This window comes from Vibrio alfacsensis, assembly GCF_019670485.1.
Taxonomy (GTDB): domain Bacteria; phylum Pseudomonadota; class Gammaproteobacteria; order Enterobacterales; family Vibrionaceae; genus Vibrio; species Vibrio alfacsensis.
The window spans coordinates 649,969-666,484 of record NZ_AP024165.1; the positions used below are offsets into that span (position 1 = coordinate 649,969).

Genomic DNA, 16,516 nt, shown 5'->3' on the forward strand with positions numbered 1-16,516 from the left:
TTATTTGCGCTATCGTCGAATAAAAGTAAAATTGGCGCAAGCCTTAAACACGTATGCGTATCGAGAGGAGAGTGTATGAAGCAAATTAGCCGTTCTGCTTTGGTGTCTTTTAGTGCAGAGCAGATGTTCGATCTGGTCAATGATGTTTCTAAGTATCCTGAGTTTCTTCCTGGTTGTTCAGGTTCACGAATCCTTGAGTCTTCGAACAGTGCTATGGTGGCTTCTGTTGATGTTGCAAAAGCAGGTATCAGCAAAACGTTCACAACCTCTAATGAGCTTATTCCGGGTCAGGCAATTATGATGAACTTGGTTGACGGGCCTTTTAAAACCTTACGAGGTGGTTGGCTGTTTACGGCGCTTGATGAGCAAGCATGTAAAGTGGAACTGAAACTGGAGTTTGAGTTCTCAAGCAAAATGATCGAAATGGCATTTGGTAAGATTTTTAATGAGCTGACCGGTAACATGGTGAATGCGTTTACCAAGCGCGCAAAACAGGTGTACGAATGCTATGAGTATTGAATCGGATATGATTCATGTGGAGGTGGTGTATGCGCTTCCTCATGAGCAACGAGTGTTCAACTTGGTGGTGAACAACCAAGCGACGGCAGAAGAGATCATCCGTCAATCGGGCGTACTAGAGTTGTACCCTGAAATTGATTTAAACAAAAACAAAATTGGTGTGTATAGCCGTAATGTTCGTTTGGATGCGACGGTTCGAGATAAAGACCGCATTGAGATTTATCGTCCGTTGCTGGCGGATCCAAAAGAGATTCGTCGTAAGCGTGCTGAACAAGCAAAAGCGGCGGGCAGTGCCGATCCTGTGACAGGCGGAAAGCCAAATACATTACGTAAAAGTGACTGATTCTAAATGGGATCTTGAGATACAAAAAAACCTCGCTTGTGCGAGGTTTTTTTATGAAATGAGTTACTGAATTTGCTCGTAAAACGCGTCGCTTTTCGGGTAATCACCAGTAATATCCGCTAAGGTACCTTGATCGTTGAACTGAACGATAAGATCTCTTTGGATTGGGTCACCATGGCCCGGGGTATGATGGTAAATGTAGTACCAAGTATTTGGGTAGCCATTTTCGATCAGCATAGGAGAGCCAAGAACGAAGCGAACCTGTGCTTTAGTCATCCCAAACTTTAATTTATCTACCGCACTTTGCTCTACGTAGTTGCCTTGGTTGATATCAATGCGATAAACCAGTTTTTCTAATACCGAACATCCTGTCAGCAATGTCATTGCTAATGGTACGGCAACTAACCACTTCTTTAATTGCATAATAATTTCTTAGTAACCTTTAAAATACTGCGCTGATAATAAACAAGCTCGACGCAGATGTAAAAAGCTATGCGTCGTATAGTAGGATATCTGACAACGAATTTTGAGTTGAGTTGCATTTATTGGTTGATATTGCGTGATAATTGGCAGGACTTGACGAGGTGGTGTGAAATGCACTTTTTGATTGATGGTTGTCTCGGTACAAGCCGATTTGTGATATTTGGTGAGCCATTGCTTCTTGCTGTGGCTCACCAATGAATCTTAAAGTCTCTAAGCGGCGATGAGTAACTCTTTGGCGTTGGCTAGCGTAGAGTCTGTGATTTGGCTTCCCCCCAGTAGGCGAGCCAGTTCTGCCACACGTTGCTCTTCATCTAGCGTGCGCATTTGAGTTTCGGTTTGACCACCTTTGGTGTGCTTGGCCACAAACATTTGTTGATGACCACAGCCCGCGACTTGCGGTAAGTGTGTGACACACATGACTTGCGTTGATTCGCCCAGTTTACGCAGCATTTTTCCAACGACAGCGGCTGTTGGGCCACTGATACCTACGTCTACTTCATCGAAGATCAGGCTAGGTGTATCGACTTTCTGTGCGGTGATCACTTGGATCGCTAGCGAGATGCGCGATAGCTCACCACCCGATGCCACTTTCGCAATTGGCTGAAGAGGCTGCCCAGGGTTAGTGGAAACCAAGAAACATACGCTGTCCATACCCAGTGGTGATGGGTGGGTGTTCTCATTAGTCACTTCAATGCTGAACACGGCTTTTTCCATGCTTAGCTCGTGCATGCTTTGCGTGATTAGCTTGTTCAGCTCTTTGGCATAGCGGCTACGTGATTTATGTAATTTTTCTGCTTGGCTGAGGAAGCTTTGATATTTTTGGTCAACTTCTTGAGCCAACTCATCCAGTTTTTCGTCTGAACAATCAAGCGCTTCAATTTGTCCGAGCAGATCTTGATGGTGCTGGTAGAGTTCATCTGGCATGACATGGTGTTTGCGTGCCATTGACATCACTTTAGAAAAACGCTCTTCGACATAAGCCATGCGACCAGGATCAACATCAATACCATCTAGGTAGCTGCGCAGTTCGTTTTTTGTTTCTTCAAGATGAATCATGGCTTCTTCGAGCATGTTTGGCAGCTCTGCCAGTTTTTCGTCTAACTCAGCAAGTTGATTTAGGGAGTGATTGGCCGATTGCAAAATACCAAGCGCATTGACTTCTTCACCTTCGTAAATAAGTTCGATGGCTTGTTGGCAGGTAGCGGCAAGTTCACCACTGTTGGACAGTCGTTTGTGCTCTTGTTCGAGCTCTGCAAATTCTTCTTCACCTAGCGATAACTCATTCAGTTCTTTGATTTGATATTCAAGCAACTGTTTTTGTGCCTGATTCTGCTGGCTGTTCTCTTTAAGTTGCTTAAGATGATTGTCCGCTTGACGCCAATTCTGGTAAGCACTGCGAGTGCTTTTAAGGAGATTTAGGTGCCCTGCGTATTGATCGAGCATCGCCATTTGGTAGTCGCTTTTCATTAACTGATGATGTGCGTGCTGACCATGAATGTTGATCAAAAGCTGCCCAAGAGATTTGAGTTGAGAAAGAGGAACTGGGCTGCCATTAATAAAGGCTCTTGAACGGCCTTCTTTTGTGATGATACGTCGCAAAATGCATTCGCTGCCATCAAGAAGATCATTGTCTTCTAGCCAGCGAGAGGCGTGCACGTTGTTGTCCAGCAAAAAGGCGGCACTGACTTCGGTTTTCTCTTCACCTTGGCGTACCATGCCCGCGTCGGCACGTCCCCCTAAACAAAGACCTAAGGCATCAATCGCAATGGATTTACCTGCACCGGTTTCACCTGTAATGGTGGTCATGCCCTTTGAAAGCTCGAGCTGTAAAGACTTAACAATCGCAAAATTATTAACACTTAGATGCGCCAGCATTTTTATTTACCTGTATAACTGAACAATACTGTATAAGAAAACAGTATATACTGTTTCTTTATACAGTAAAGTAATCAGGTGAAATTTGTGATTAATTTCTCTATATAACCAGTAGCTTGGGTGGTTTTAGGTTTCAAAATTGGGCGGAAAGAAGGGATAACAGGGAGAGAAATCAAGCCGATGTGAGGGCATCGGCGTTAATCTGGCTAAGCAGTGCACAGATCTAAGTAGTGCACAGATCTAAGCAGTGCACGTATTTAAGTAGTGTACGGATCTAAGTAGTACCCGGATCTAAGTACGATAGGGTCTAAGTACTGCGATGTCTACGCATGTGAGAAAGCGTTACGATATGAAAGCATTAGATCTCTAGAACAGTTTGCTCGACCAACCTAGCTTGTTTCTGAGTACGTGGTAGTAGCTGTAGTCTTTCGGATGGATCAGTTTGAGCACATTCGGGCTCTGGTAGATGTGGATTTCATCACCAGGGGAGACCGGCAAAGAGACTTGTCCATCACAGCTGACTTCTTGTGTGCCGCGATTCTCGGGAGAAACCACAAGTTTAATACGGCGCTTTCCATCCACAACGAGCGGTCGGCTCGATAGCGTATGCGGAAACATTGGCACAAGAGAAATGGCGTTTAAGCTCGGCGAAAGGATTGGACCGCCGCCAGATAATGAATAAGCCGTTGAACCCGTAGGTGTTGAAACGATCAGGCCATCTGCGCGAAGTGAAAATGCGAAGCTGTTGTCGATATAGACCTCAAACTCAATCATGTGAGCGACTTGGCCTGGGTGCAAAACTGCTTCATTTAATGCTGCATTGTGGCTTTTGATTTGCCCGTGGCGATGAATTTCAGCCTCTAATAAGAAACGTTCTTCTTCAATGTATTCGCCGTCTAATACTGCTTTTAGGGCCGTTTTAAAATCGTCGGGGTTGAGGTCGGTTAAGAACCCAAGGTTGCCTCGGTTTACACCAATAACAGCGACATCAAAACGTGATAAGATACGAGCAGCACCTAGCATGTTGCCGTCGCCCCCAACAACAATGGCGAGATCGGCAATTTTGCCTAGTTCAACCATGCTAGCAAATTGGCCTTGCGGGATATCGTCTAAAATAGCGGCAAGGCGATCATCGATAAATACTTGGTAACCCTCAGAGGTCAGCCATTCATAAAGCTCTCTATGAGTTTGAATAGCCTGCTGATCACGGGGTTTTCCGATAATTGCGATCACGTTACATGGGTTTTTCATAGCATTTCCGCATTAAAGAGGCTTGAATCAGGAATCTTCATCCCCATAATAATGGCAAGTTACCTAAATATGCGAATTTTTATGTGGTTAAAGCTCGTAAAACGTGCGCAGCTTTAAGGACATTAAGTTGAATTCTGGAGATATCATGAGCAACGAACAAAACAAAGTTACTGAAGAAGAGCTTGATCAAATCATCGAAGAAGCAGAGAAAGTAGAAGCAGCAGCTCAAGATGCACAAGCGGAACTTGAAGACATTGGCGATGAGAAAGACGCAATGATTGCTCAACTTGAAGCTGCGATTCTATCGAGCGAAGCAAAAGTAAAAGATCAGCAAGATGCGGTTCTCCGTGCGAAAGCGGAAGTAGAAAACATGCGTCGTCGTACCGAACAAGAAATCGATAAGGCACGTAAATTCGCTCTAAATAAATTCGCTGAAGAACTTCTTCCTGTAATTGATAACCTAGAGCGTGCTATCCAAGCAGCAGACACAGAGAGCGAAGCGGTTAAACCTCTTCTTGAAGGTGTTGAGCTAACGCATAAGACGTTTGTTGATGTTGTAGCTAAGTTTGGTTTGAAAGAGATCAACCCTGAAGGTGAAGCGTTCAACCCTGAATACCACCAAGCGATGTCTATTCAAGAAAGCCCTGATCACGAGTCAAACACGGTTATGTTTGTCATGCAAAAAGGTTACGAACTAAACGGCCGCGTGATTCGCCCTGCAATGGTTATGGTTGCTAAATAATTAAGTAAGCCACTGATATAATTAACTTTAAACGCCCGCTGTTTATCCGCGGGCGTTTTTTATTTCAAACATGATCTGAAAACGTACAGCGATATTCACCTCTCTGAATATGGCGAAAATATCGAAATTTGATCCTCTTCAAAAAATTTCTTATTGGTGATTATTTTTCCAAACCGGGGAAATGTTTCCTCTCACCTGCTTATCTATTGAGTGTTCTCTCTATAAGTTACTGTTATGGCTCGGGTTCAAAATTAAATTCTGAATATGAACGCATTCTAAGTGATTTACTTTTGATTATTTTAATTAACAATTAAGTAAATACTCCCTTTATTTTGTAACCTTAGTGTGTATTATTTGCGACCTCTGCTGTGAAAAGCAGTCGATGTAACTACAAAAACGTAAATAGTAAACACAACATTTTGGGAGATTTACGATGGATAAATCGCTTTCTGGAAAAATATTTATCGGCTTATTTGCTGGTTTGCTGATCGGTACTGCGATTCAGTACTTGCTTGGTGGCATTGCCATTTTTGATACTTACTTATTGGGCGCAGCAGAAGGGGCTGGAGGCATGTTTGTCTCTCTTATTAAACTGCTCGTTGTGCCTTTGGTTTATGTGTCTATCGTGTGCGGTATTGTTGATTTGAAAGACATTACAGCGTTTGGTCGCCTTGGTGGTAAAACTTTTGCTCTCTACATTTTTAATACCATTATCGCAATCACAGCAGCACTGACGGTGGGTCTTATATTTCAACCTGGCGCAGATGCGCATTTAGCCGGAACGATTTCAGAAACGGTGAAGCTGACGACAACAGAAACACCAGATATCTTTTCATTGGTGGTGAATATTGTCCCGAGCAATCCAATTCAGGCATTTGCAAATGGTGATATGCTGCAAATCATCTTCATGGCGATTTTGACCGGTCTTGCTATTCAAGCTTTGGATTCTCGTGGAGGTCCGGCTATTCGTACTTTTAAGATGGCGAATGAAATCATGATGAAGCTGGTAGGCCTTGTGATGAGCTTAGCGCCTTACGGTGTGTTTGCGCTGATGATCCAACTTGGTGCGACGTTAGATGCGAATACGCTGTTGTCCGTCGCAGGTTATGTTGGTCTTGTGGTCGCGATGCTAGTGTTTTGGATCTTCTTCTTCTATCCAATGGCGGTTAGCGTAGCCACGGGCATGTCACCAAAGACGTTCTTGCGTGCAACTCGTGAGCAAGTGCTGTTTTCACTCTCGACGGCCAGCTCAAATGCGACGATTCCGGTCACGATGCGTACATTGACGGACAAGCTGAACGTCTCAAAGTCGGTTGCGGGTTTTGGTGTTCCTCTTGGCGCGACCATGAATATGTCAGGTGTCTCTATTTACATTGCATTGGCAACCATCTTTGTCGCTAACGCGTTTGGCCAGCCAATTAATACCGCCGATGTGTTTACTCTTGGTGTGACGATTCTTCTTCTATCGATTGGTGCTGGTGGTGTTCCTGGTGGTGGTATTGTGATGGTGGGTGTTTTGCTTCACCAATTGGGGTTACCACCAGAGGGCTTAGCGATCATCGCCGCGGTTGATCGAATCAACGATATGTTCTGTACATCGTCTAACGTAGTGGGGGATACCGCAGTAAATACCATCGTTGCAAAATCGGAAGGTGAGATTGGTAAAGAGGAAGAGATTCGCCCGGAACCAGCGCCAGCAAGTGCATAATTTGTAATTCATTCTCATTCAAAGCGAGGTCAAGTGCCTCGCTTTTTCATTTCAGTGAAAAAATCGCATTTTTTTTTATTTTCTCCCTTGAAAAGCCATTTGCAGCCCTTATCTATTGGGCATAAGAGAAGCAAACAACATTATTTTTGTTTGTGAGTAAGGGTTGAATCCCAATTCTACGTCCCCACATAGGGGATATAGCAAAACGAAAATAGAATTTATTCGGAGATAGCCAGATGGGTAAAATCATTGGTATTGATTTAGGTACTACTAACTCATGTGTTGCTGTACTAGACGGCGACAAACCACGTGTAATTGAAAACGCAGAGGGTGAGCGCACCACTGCATCGGTTGTTGCATACACCGACGGTGAAACGCTAGTAGGTCAACCTGCAAAACGCCAAGCAGTAACTAACCCAACGAACACGCTATTTGCAATTAAGCGTCTTATTGGTCGTCGTTTTGAAGACGAAGAAGTTCAGCGCGATATCGAAATCATGCCTTACAAAATCGTTAAGGCTGACAATGGTGACGCTTGGGTAGAAGCACAAGGCCAAAAAATGGCGGCTCCTCAAGTTTCAGCTGAAATCCTGAAAAAAATGAAGAAAACGGCTGAAGACTTCCTAGGTGAGGAAGTAACTGGTGCTGTTATCACCGTTCCTGCTTACTTTAACGATGCACAGCGTCAAGCAACAAAAGACGCTGGCCGTATCGCAGGTCTAGAAGTTAAACGTATCATCAACGAACCAACAGCGGCTGCTCTAGCATACGGTCTAGACAAGAAAGGCGGCGACCGCACTATCGCGGTATACGACCTTGGTGGTGGTACATTCGATATCTCTATCATCGAAATCGATGAAGTTGAAGGCGAGAAAACATTCGAAGTTCTAGCAACTAACGGTGACACTCACCTTGGTGGTGAAGACTTTGATACACGTCTAATCAACTACCTAGTAGACGAGTTCCAAAAAGAGCAAGGCATCAACCTTAAGAACGATCCACTAGCAATGCAACGTGTTAAAGAAGCAGCAGAAAAAGCGAAAATCGAGCTTTCTTCTACTTCTCAAACTGACGTAAACCTACCTTACGTGACTGCAGACGCGACGGGTCCTAAGCACATGAACGTGAAAGTGACGCGTGCGAAACTAGAATCTCTAGTTGAAGACCTAGTACAACGTTCTCTTGAGCCACTAAAAGTTGCTCTAGCTGACGCTGACCTATCTGTAAACGACATCACTGACGTAATCCTAGTGGGTGGTCAGACTCGTATGCCTATGGTTCAGGCGAAGGTTGCTGAGTTCTTTGGTAAAGAAGCTCGCCGCGACGTAAACCCTGATGAAGCAGTAGCAATGGGTGCTGCAGTTCAAGGTGGTGTTCTTGCGGGTGACGTGAAAGACGTACTTCTACTAGACGTTACTCCACTGTCTCTAGGTATCGAGACAATGGGCGGCGTAATGACTAAGTTAGTTGAGAAAAACACGACTATCCCAACGAAAGCGAACCAAGTTTTCTCTACAGCAGAAGACAACCAGAGCGCGGTAACTATCCACGTTCTTCAAGGTGAGCGTAAGCAAGCGTCTTTCAACAAATCTCTAGGTCAATTCAACCTAGAAGGTATCCAAGCTGCACCACGTGGTATGCCACAAATCGAAGTGACTTTCGACCTAGATGCGGATGGTATCCTACACGTTTCAGCGAAAGACAAGCAGACTGGTAAAGAGCAGAAGATCACTATCCAAGCTTCTGGCGGTCTAAGCGACGAAGACATCGAGAAAATGGTTCAAGAAGCAGAAGCGAACAAAGAAGCGGACAAAAAGTTCGAAGAGCTAGCGGCTGCACGTAACCAAGCTGACCAAATGATTCACGGTACTCGTAAGCAAGTAGAAGAAGCGGGTGAAGCGCTACCTGCAGACGAGAAAGAGAAGATTGAAGCAGCTATCTCTGAGCTAGAAACTGCACGTAAAGGCGATGACAAAGAAGCGATCGACGCTAAAGTTCAAGCGCTAATGACGGCAGCTCAAAAGCTAATGGAAATCGCTCAACAACAAGCTCAAGCGCAACAAGCACAAGGTGCTGACGCTGGTGCACAGTCGAAAGACGATGACGTAGTTGATGCGGAATTCGAAGAAGTTAAAGACGACAAGAAATAATATTTCTAACTAGGCGATTTATAGTCGCCTAGTGTCTAAAAACTTTTGTGCGCGGGCGTTTGGGGTGACTCTTACGCCCGTCTGTTTGTCAAAGCTGTCTTTCTAGTTAAGTATTTTGCAATGAGTGCACTTACCTAGAATGATACAAACACCAAGCGGTGAATCAATGCCGTTTGCAGTAATTAATTGGTGACGAAGAACATGTCAAAACGTGATTTTTACGAAGTATTAGGCGTAAGTCGTGATGCCTCTGAGCGCGATATCAAGAAGGCGTACAAGCGTCTAGCGATGAAATTCCACCCAGACCGTAACCAAGGTGATGAGTCTGCTGCGGACAAGTTTAAAGAAGTAAAAGAAGCGTACGAAATTCTCACTGACTCTCAAAAGAAAGCGGCGTACGACCAGTACGGTCACGCAGCATTTGAACAAGGCGGTGGCGGCTTCGGCGGCGGTTTTGGTGGTGGCAGTGCTGATTTTGGCGACATCTTTGGTGACGTTTTCGGTGATATCTTTGGTGGCGGTCGTCGCGGTGGTGGTCAGCAACGTGCACAACGTGGTTCAGACTTGCGTTACAACATGGAACTGTCGTTAGAAGAAGCGGTTCGTGGCGTATCGAAAGAAATCGAAGTACCAACGCTGGTTCACTGTGATACCTGTGATGGCAGCGGTGCGAAGAAAGGCTCATCAGCTGAGACTTGTGGCACTTGTCATGGTCACGGCCAAGTTCAGATGCGTCAAGGTTTCTTCGCAGTACAACAGACCTGTCCTACCTGTCACGGTAAGGGCAAGATCATCAAAGATCCATGTAACGAATGTCATGGTCAAGGTCGCAAGCAAAAAACGAAGACACTTAACGTTAAGATCCCTGCAGGTGTTGATACTGGCGATCGCATTCGTCTATCTGGCGAAGGTGAAGCTGGAGAAATGGGCGCACCAGCAGGTGACTTGTATGTACAAGTTCACGTGAAAGAGCACCATATCTTCGAACGTGACGGTAACAACCTGTACTGTGAAGTGCCAGTAAGTTTTGCAATGGCAGCGCTGGGTGGTGAAGTTGAAGTCCCAACACTGGATGGCCGTGTTAGCCTAAAAGTACCGACAGAGACGCAAACTGGCCGTATGTTCCGTATGCGTGGTAAAGGTGTGAAAGGTGTTCGTGGTGGCGGTGTGGGCGACCTAATCGTTAAGCTCGTTGTTGAAACTCCAGTCAACCTAAGCTCTCGTCAAAAAGAACTGCTACGTGAGTTTGAAGAGTCTTGCGGTGGTGATGCAGCAACAAAACACAAACCAAAATCGGAAGGGTTCTTCAACGGTGTGAAGAAGTTCTTCGATGACCTAACCAGCTAATTGCTCAGTCAGTCGAACGTATTAAAAAAACCTGCCTTGTGCAGGTTTTTGTTTTTCTTTATTTGTCATTTCCTTTTCTATTCGTTTTTCCTTTCTATCTCAGCTTGAGGTTACCTATTCCAACATGCGCTTGGTGATTCCACATTGGTTGACGTTAGGGTGATTTTCTTTACCCCTGATGGGAAGCATGGGTCTTTATCTTGTCCCAAGTCGGCTTTTGCCGTTGCTTCTATGGTGTAGGCCAGCGTTGCTGAACTTACGATAGAAAAGGTAAAACGATCAGAGTCTGAATCGCAAATCAAACAATGCCCACCTGAAACAATCCCACGCCAGTGATAACTGCCGGTGTAAGCTCGTTCGAGTGCCAATTGAATCCGACTGATGTCGCTTAATGCGACGGTTCGGTGTGAACTTATGGCATGTCGGGTGTAGGACGGGTAGGCGATCGTGGCGAGTAACCCAATGATCACAACGACAATAAGTAATTCGAGCAATGTCATTCCTAATAATGGTCTGTTGTAGCGATTACAACAAGAACTTCGAATCATGACGAGTAACTTCCTTTTCACTTTTCGACCTATTTTTGGCAGGTGGTAGCATCGAATCAAGATGAAATCGTGGTTGAAAAGCCAATTGCATAGGAATTTGGGAAATGCGTCGCGGGTTTACGTTATTGGAACTGATGAGCACCGTTGCTGTGCTGAGTATTTTGTTGGTTTATGCGGTGCCCTCTTTTCATCGGATATTTGAAGCCAACAAAATGCAGCGCCTTGCGGATGGGCTTCATGGCTTTGTTATCCAAAGTAAGTCGGAGGCGGTCTTGCGTCGTCAGCGACTATGGGCGCATATCATTATTGCTGAAAGTGATTCGAGTGATGGAAATTGGCGAATAGAACTCACCAATCGCTCAGCACCCGGTATTGGGACGGTAATACACGCTTTTTCTGGTCAGCCATTTCAAGGAATTTCACTGACGGCAAGCTACGCCTCTGACCAGATCAGCTTTGATGGGATACATGGCCGTCCATCTTCTGGCAACATCCGTTTTCATCCTAGTGGAGAATCATCGAAGGCACTTAAGTTGGTTTCGCATACATTGTCTGCCCGTGTTCGAATATGCAGTGATGATCGGCACAAAGAGCATTATGGTTATTCAACGTGTTCATAAAGGTGCAAGATGATTAAGCAAGAAGGCACAAGTCTTATTGAATTTCTTTTAGCCTCTAGTCTTGGTGTGATTGCACTTGGCGCCGTCGGTTCTCTGTACATCAGTGGTCAAAAGTTGACGTTGGAGCGCACGCAAGAGTTGTTGTTATTGCAAAATACAGCCAGTGTTTTGCAAATGATGAAAAACGACATCCAGCGCGCGGGGTTTGATGGAGGTGGTGGCCGTTCAATAAAAATCTCGGGAGCAGAAAATACGGTATTTACCTTGAGCGGCCCTGACTTTGGATTGGTTGCTTACGCCTATCTTATTAGTGCGTCCGGCGCTTCTACGATTTATAAAAATGTGGTGTATGAGCAAAGGGAAGACTCACCTAATGCGCTGTTTATATGTGAAAAGAAACAACCTTCAGTCATGAGTACGCTCGAAGTGACCAATATGGCGGCAACACGGTCTTGCAACAGATTGTTTGATAATAAAGTGATTGGTGTCAGTAAGTTTGAACTGAGCGAAGAAACGGTTGCAAGTGAGCATGCCAAAAGTGCAGTGGTGGAAGTCGCCTTAGGTACCTATTTAATCGGCGCATTGAGCATCAATACTGAGCAGTTTTTTATTGTAAAACAAAGGAACTGGCAGGAGTGAAAACGCAGCAAGGGGCAGTGGTGTTATTGGTAGCTAGTGTGTTGTTAGTTGGGGCATTAATGATATCGATGGCGAGTTATAAACCGCTTTTTTATCAAATAAAAAGATCAAATAACGAGATTGAGTCTCGGCAGGAATATTGGCTAGCAGAAGGCGGTTTAGAGTGTGCGCTTGCCATTAATAAAGCCAATACGTCATACCTACCAACGGCACAAGATTATTCTCGTTGTGAGCCGAGCCAAGTAGCTGCAACTCGGTCGCTTACCAATGCCTCTCATTTTGAAGTGACATCGAATGTGAATGGCCGAGTGGCACTAAAAAAACACATGAGAGTGATAGGGCGTCCTATTGGTGCTATTCAAGCTCGTTCAGATTTGATGTTGATTGGCTCATACCAAGTTGTGCCTGAATTTATCGCCCCTAATGTGTGTGTTTCTATCCGTTTTCAACGTTCGCTGATATTGCGAGGTGGTTTTGTTACGTTAAATCCCACCGGGCATCGTTGTGCAAGCGATGCTATGACCAATACTCAAAAATATGGTCTTTGTCCTCTAGGCGCAGAATATTGTGATGATACGAGGGCACCTAATGACTATCGTGTTGCACTATCAAGTCATGATCCTAACTATATTGGCGATGGCAAAGTATTTGAGCATGATGTTGTTTACGACTCAGAGTTTGATCCATTTGAAGCCGTCTTTGGTGCGCCACGCAGCCAATTAACCGAAATAAAACGCGGATTTGAAGTGGTTTCTGGGACGGTATCCAGCAGTGGCGACGGGCATTTATCGTGCGCAGATAAGGTCGAGCGAGCTTTTACTTATAGTGACAAAGTGTGGGTTGAAGGTGATTGTGATTTAGAAGCGGGCTTGGGCGTTGCTTTTAATGCGCAGCCTAAATTGCTAGTGATTGAAAATGGCCTTTTGTCTGTCGCAGGGGCAGATACGTTTCCCGGCACCATCTATCACTTATACACGTCGGCGGTGGGCAATATGACCGCGAAGTGGACGCCTGAGGTGTCGAATACATCCAATTTAGGCCCACTTTCTGCCGCAGAAAAAGCAAGACTGACTTTTTTTGCTTCGGGCTCATTTAGAACGCTCGGTGGGTACATTTTTGATACTGAGGGCGGGTTAAGTGTTTTTTCATCGTCGATGGATTTGACGTTTGATTCTGCGGCAGTCCCCAATGATCATGAGCGTATCGATTGGTTAAGGGGGTCGTGGCGTGACCTCTAAACAGCAAGGCATTAGTTTGATTGAAGTGCTGATGACGTTTCTGCTCATTGGTGTCGGGGCGTTAGGCCTTATTAAATGGCAGGCGTATATGGAGCGAGAAGCGGATTATGCCATAAATAGCATTAATGCATTGCGAGTAGCAGAAAATCAACTGGAACGGTTCCATACTCGCGGTGCGTCTGGTGCGCTTTCTACGATCCCAATTGTTCATTTTGATTCGATTGCGACAGGATCTAATACTGTTGGAGCGTATCGTGTGCGATGGAATGTTTCAGCCCCAACGGTTTCTGCTTCACTCAAGACGATCGTGATTACGTCCAGTTGGCAAGATCGGATGGGCCGGACAAAATCCATACAACTGGAGACAAAAATCACGCGATATAGCGAGTTCGATGAGTAGGGTGAAGCTTAGCCGATTGGTGGTGTATTCACTGATGTTTATTTGTCGGAAATATTCGTAAAATCTATAAGAAAAGGTGCTAGTTAATAAACTGTTTTTTTACTGTTAGTGCGAATGATGTGCTACTGTGTTTTTTTTGTTTCATTGGTATGGTGTTTTTGCAAAATATGTCTCCAATTATGGAAAAAATCGCAGAACCTTGTGCTTTCTTTATGACTATTGAATAAAATGCTTGGTTGAAAATAGGCCGTTATAATTATTCAAATAGGCCATGGCACCAACATCATTCATATGGAGTTACCATGAGTAACCAAGCTGTTAATAAATCGCCATCACCGAAGCCGAGCGGTATGGACCGTTTTCTGAACTTTATCGAGCGAGCAGGTAATAAAATTCCTGATCCTGCGATTTTGTTCTTCTGGGCACTAATCATTACTTGGGCTGCGTCTGCACTTTTGTCGAATGTTTCTTTCGACCTTCTAAACCCTCGAACTGGCGAAGCTCTAACCATTACTAACCTTTTAACAGGCGAAGCACTAGCAAGTTTCCTTGCTAACATGGTGACAACGTTCACAGGCTTTGCTCCTCTAGGTATCGTACTTGTTGCGATGCTAGGTGTTGGTGTTGCTGATTCATCTGGCTTCATCACGACTGGTCTTAAGAAGATGCTGAACTTCACGCCAGCAAAACTTCTTACTCCAATGCTAATTCTTGTAGCAATCGTATCGCACACTGCGGCGGACGCGGGCTACGTTCTGGTTATTCCTCTTGGTGGTATCATCTTCCACGCAGCAGGTCGTCACCCTCTAGCGGGTATCGCGGCAGCGTTCGCAGGTGTATCAGGTGGTTTCTCTGCAAACTTCATCCCTTCAGGTATTGACCCGCTACTTGCTGGCTTTACACAAACAGCGGCACAGGTTCTAGACCCTGAGTACATTGTTAACCCACTAGCAAACATCTTCTTTACTGGTCTATCTTCAGTAATCATTGTGGCTATCGGTTGGTACGTAACAGAAAAAATCATCGAACCTCGTCTAGCGAATACACCAATTGACGAAGACGCAGAGAAAGCACCAGATCTAGGTACTTTCACTGAGCTTGAGTCTAAAGCGTTCCGTTACGCTGGTTGGGCTATGATGGCAGGTATCGCACTTCTTGTTGTTGCGCTTATCCCAGAAAACTCAGCGCTTCGTTCGCCTGAAGGTGAAATTACTGCGTTCTCTGCGCCAATCATGAAGTCTATCGTTCCACTGATCTTCATTTTGTTCATCATTCCAGGCTACGTTTACGGTCGAGTTTCTGGCACGTTCAAGACAAGTAACGACATCATCAAAGCGATGGCAGACACGATGTCTACAATGGGCGCGTACATCGTAATGTCGTTCTTCTGTGCACAGTTCCTATCTGCGTTTGCTCAATCAAACATTGGTACGATGCTGGCGCTATACGGTGCGGAAGGCCTGAAAGCGATGAACCTACCAGGTGAAGCAACGATCATCGGTATGATTCTTCTAACGGCTTCTGTAAACCTTCTAATCGGTTCTGCATCTGCGAAATGGGCACTGATCGGTCCAATCCTTGTGCCAATGCTAATGGCTGTTGGTATCTCTCCAGAGCTATCTCAAGCGGCTTACCGTGTAGGTGATTCTGTATCGAACATCATTTCACCTCTGATGGTATTCTTCCCTCTAGTGGTGGTTTACTGTCAACGTTACGTGAAGTCGACAGGTATCGGTACGCTAGCATCACTAATGATGCCATTCTCGATTGCTATGCTGATCGGTTGGTCTCTATTCCTAGTGGTTTACTGGATGCTAGGCATTCCTCTAGGTATCCAAGCACCTTACACTTACACGATGTAATTACAGTCGATTACTATCCAAAGATAGAAAAGACTATCCAAAAATTGAAAAGCGCAGGTCGAGAGGCCTGCGCTTTTTTGTTTTCATCTTTCTAAAAATGGCGATGGCTTCTTCTGTAGCGATGCAAAAGTTAGTGATACTATTCTTGTTTGATGAATCGTTATTTTCTCTGGAGTTCCTTTGTCTGACCTTTCTTTTTCCTCTCAAGACGAATTGTTTATGCGCCGAGCGATGGAGCTTGCTGAGCAAGCTGAAGCGGAGGGTGAAGTTCCTGTTGGGGCTGTTTTAGTTAAGGATGGAGAGATCATTGCAGAGGGCTGGAATCGCTCTATTTGCGCCCATGATGCGACCGCTCATGCAGAAATTCAAACCTTACGTAAAGCAGGGGAAGCGCTACAAAATTACCGCTTACTGGATACCACGTTGTACGTAACGTTAGAGCCATGTCCAATGTGCGCAGGCGCGTTACTTCATAGCCGAGTAAAACGTGTCGTGTACGGTGCTCCCGACTTAAAAGCTGGTGCCGCAGGAACGGTATTAAACTTGTTTGAAAGCCAAGCAGCGTATCATTACGCAACCGTAGAAAGGGGTCTACTAGAAGCGGAGTGTCGCACTCAGTTACAGGCGTTTTTTAAGCGTCGTCGTAAAGAAATAAAAGCTCAGAAACAAGCGCAGAAAGCATTGGAAGAGGGGCAAGGAGTAAAAGAAAAAGAAGAAGATAAAGGCGAGTAGGTCGTGCGTTTATTCTTGGACAATACAGGGATTGTTTTTTAGCAAACACCTACTTTGCA

16 protein-coding genes are annotated in these 16,516 nt (G+C 45.0%); 12 read left to right on the forward strand and 4 right to left on the reverse strand.

Features of this window, described 5'->3' with window-relative positions:
* Window positions 1-75: 75 nt before the first annotated feature.
* Window positions 76-519 (forward strand): SRPBCC family protein, encoded by a 444-nt coding sequence (locus tag VA249_RS02995; protein WP_221068842.1) that lies wholly within the window; start codon window positions 76-78, stop codon window positions 517-519.
* Entirely contained in the window at window positions 509-862 is a 354-nt protein-coding gene (locus VA249_RS03000; RefSeq protein ID WP_128811503.1) for an RnfH family protein, read from the forward strand. The genes VA249_RS02995 and VA249_RS03000 overlap by 11 nt, the downstream gene beginning before the upstream one ends.
* Before the next feature lie 63 nt (window positions 863-925).
* Here VA249_RS03000 and bamE read toward each other — a convergent pair whose 3' ends face one another.
* From bamE to nadK, 3 genes are all read right to left on the reverse strand, one after another.
* Entirely contained in the window at window positions 926-1,285 is a 360-nt protein-coding gene (gene bamE, locus VA249_RS03005; RefSeq protein WP_128811502.1) for an outer membrane protein assembly factor BamE, read from the reverse strand.
* A gap of 270 nt (window positions 1,286-1,555) precedes the next feature.
* Window positions 1,556-3,220 carry a DNA repair protein RecN gene (gene recN, locus VA249_RS03010; RefSeq protein WP_221068843.1) on the reverse strand — a complete coding sequence of 555 codons (1,665 nt, stop codon included), beginning with the start codon at window positions 3,218-3,220 and terminating at the stop codon, window positions 1,556-1,558.
* Window positions 3,221-3,586: 366 nt separating this feature from the next.
* A complete protein-coding gene (gene nadK, locus VA249_RS03015; RefSeq protein ID WP_221068845.1) occupies window positions 3,587-4,471 on the reverse strand; it encodes an NAD(+) kinase in 885 nt (294 codons plus the stop codon).
* Window positions 4,472-4,616: 145 nt separating this feature from the next.
* Here nadK and grpE point away from each other — a divergent pair, with 145 nt between their 5' ends.
* The 4 genes from grpE to dnaJ all read left to right on the forward strand — a co-directional run bounded on the left by grpE (window position 4,617) and on the right by dnaJ (window position 10,418).
* Window positions 4,617-5,213, forward strand: coding sequence for a nucleotide exchange factor GrpE (gene grpE, locus VA249_RS03020; protein WP_128811499.1), 597 nt, complete (start codon window positions 4,617-4,619; stop codon window positions 5,211-5,213).
* A gap of 433 nt (window positions 5,214-5,646) precedes the next feature.
* Window positions 5,647-6,921, forward strand: a complete 1,275-nt coding sequence (locus VA249_RS03025) for a dicarboxylate/amino acid:cation symporter (RefSeq protein ID WP_221068847.1) — start codon at window positions 5,647-5,649, stop codon at window positions 6,919-6,921.
* A 236-nt stretch (window positions 6,922-7,157) separates the two neighbouring features.
* Window positions 7,158-9,071 (forward strand): molecular chaperone DnaK, encoded by a 1,914-nt coding sequence (gene dnaK, locus VA249_RS03030; protein ID WP_221068850.1) that lies wholly within the window; start codon window positions 7,158-7,160, stop codon window positions 9,069-9,071.
* A gap of 201 nt (window positions 9,072-9,272) precedes the next feature.
* Window positions 9,273-10,418: a molecular chaperone DnaJ gene (dnaJ, locus tag VA249_RS03035; protein ID WP_128811496.1), complete on the forward strand. Its 1,146-nt coding sequence runs from the start codon at window positions 9,273-9,275 to the stop codon at window positions 10,416-10,418.
* A 110-nt stretch (window positions 10,419-10,528) separates the two neighbouring features.
* Here the strand turns inward: dnaJ and VA249_RS03040 are convergent, their stop codons facing one another.
* On the reverse strand, window positions 10,529-10,966 hold the full coding sequence (locus tag VA249_RS03040; RefSeq protein ID WP_221068851.1) for a type IV pilin protein: 438 nt from the start codon (window positions 10,964-10,966) through the stop codon (window positions 10,529-10,531).
* Between the two features lie 104 nt (window positions 10,967-11,070).
* Here VA249_RS03040 and VA249_RS03045 point away from each other — a divergent pair, with 104 nt between their 5' ends.
* From VA249_RS03045 to tadA, 6 genes are all read left to right on the forward strand, one after another.
* A complete protein-coding gene (locus VA249_RS03045) occupies window positions 11,071-11,586 on the forward strand; it encodes a GspH/FimT family pseudopilin (protein ID WP_221068854.1) in 516 nt (171 codons plus the stop codon).
* A gap of 9 nt (window positions 11,587-11,595) precedes the next feature.
* A complete protein-coding gene (locus tag VA249_RS03050; RefSeq protein WP_221068856.1) occupies window positions 11,596-12,225 on the forward strand; it encodes a PilW family protein in 630 nt (209 codons plus the stop codon).
* Window positions 12,222-13,463 carry a hypothetical protein gene (locus tag VA249_RS03055; protein ID WP_221068866.1) on the forward strand — a complete coding sequence of 414 codons (1,242 nt, stop codon included), beginning with the start codon at window positions 12,222-12,224 and terminating at the stop codon, window positions 13,461-13,463. The genes VA249_RS03050 and VA249_RS03055 overlap by 4 nt, the downstream gene beginning before the upstream one ends.
* Window positions 13,453-13,863 carry a type IV pilus modification PilV family protein gene (locus VA249_RS03060; protein WP_128811492.1) on the forward strand — a complete coding sequence of 137 codons (411 nt, stop codon included), beginning with the start codon at window positions 13,453-13,455 and terminating at the stop codon, window positions 13,861-13,863. Before VA249_RS03055 ends, VA249_RS03060 begins: the two co-directional genes overlap by 11 nt.
* Window positions 13,864-14,165: 302 nt before the next feature.
* Entirely contained in the window at window positions 14,166-15,725 is a 1,560-nt protein-coding gene (locus tag VA249_RS03065) for an AbgT family transporter (RefSeq protein WP_221068868.1), read from the forward strand.
* Window positions 15,726-15,905: 180 nt separating this feature from the next.
* Window positions 15,906-16,457: a tRNA adenosine(34) deaminase TadA gene (gene tadA / locus VA249_RS03070; protein WP_221068870.1), complete on the forward strand. Its 552-nt coding sequence runs from the start codon at window positions 15,906-15,908 to the stop codon at window positions 16,455-16,457.
* Window positions 16,458-16,516 lie beyond the last annotated feature (59 nt).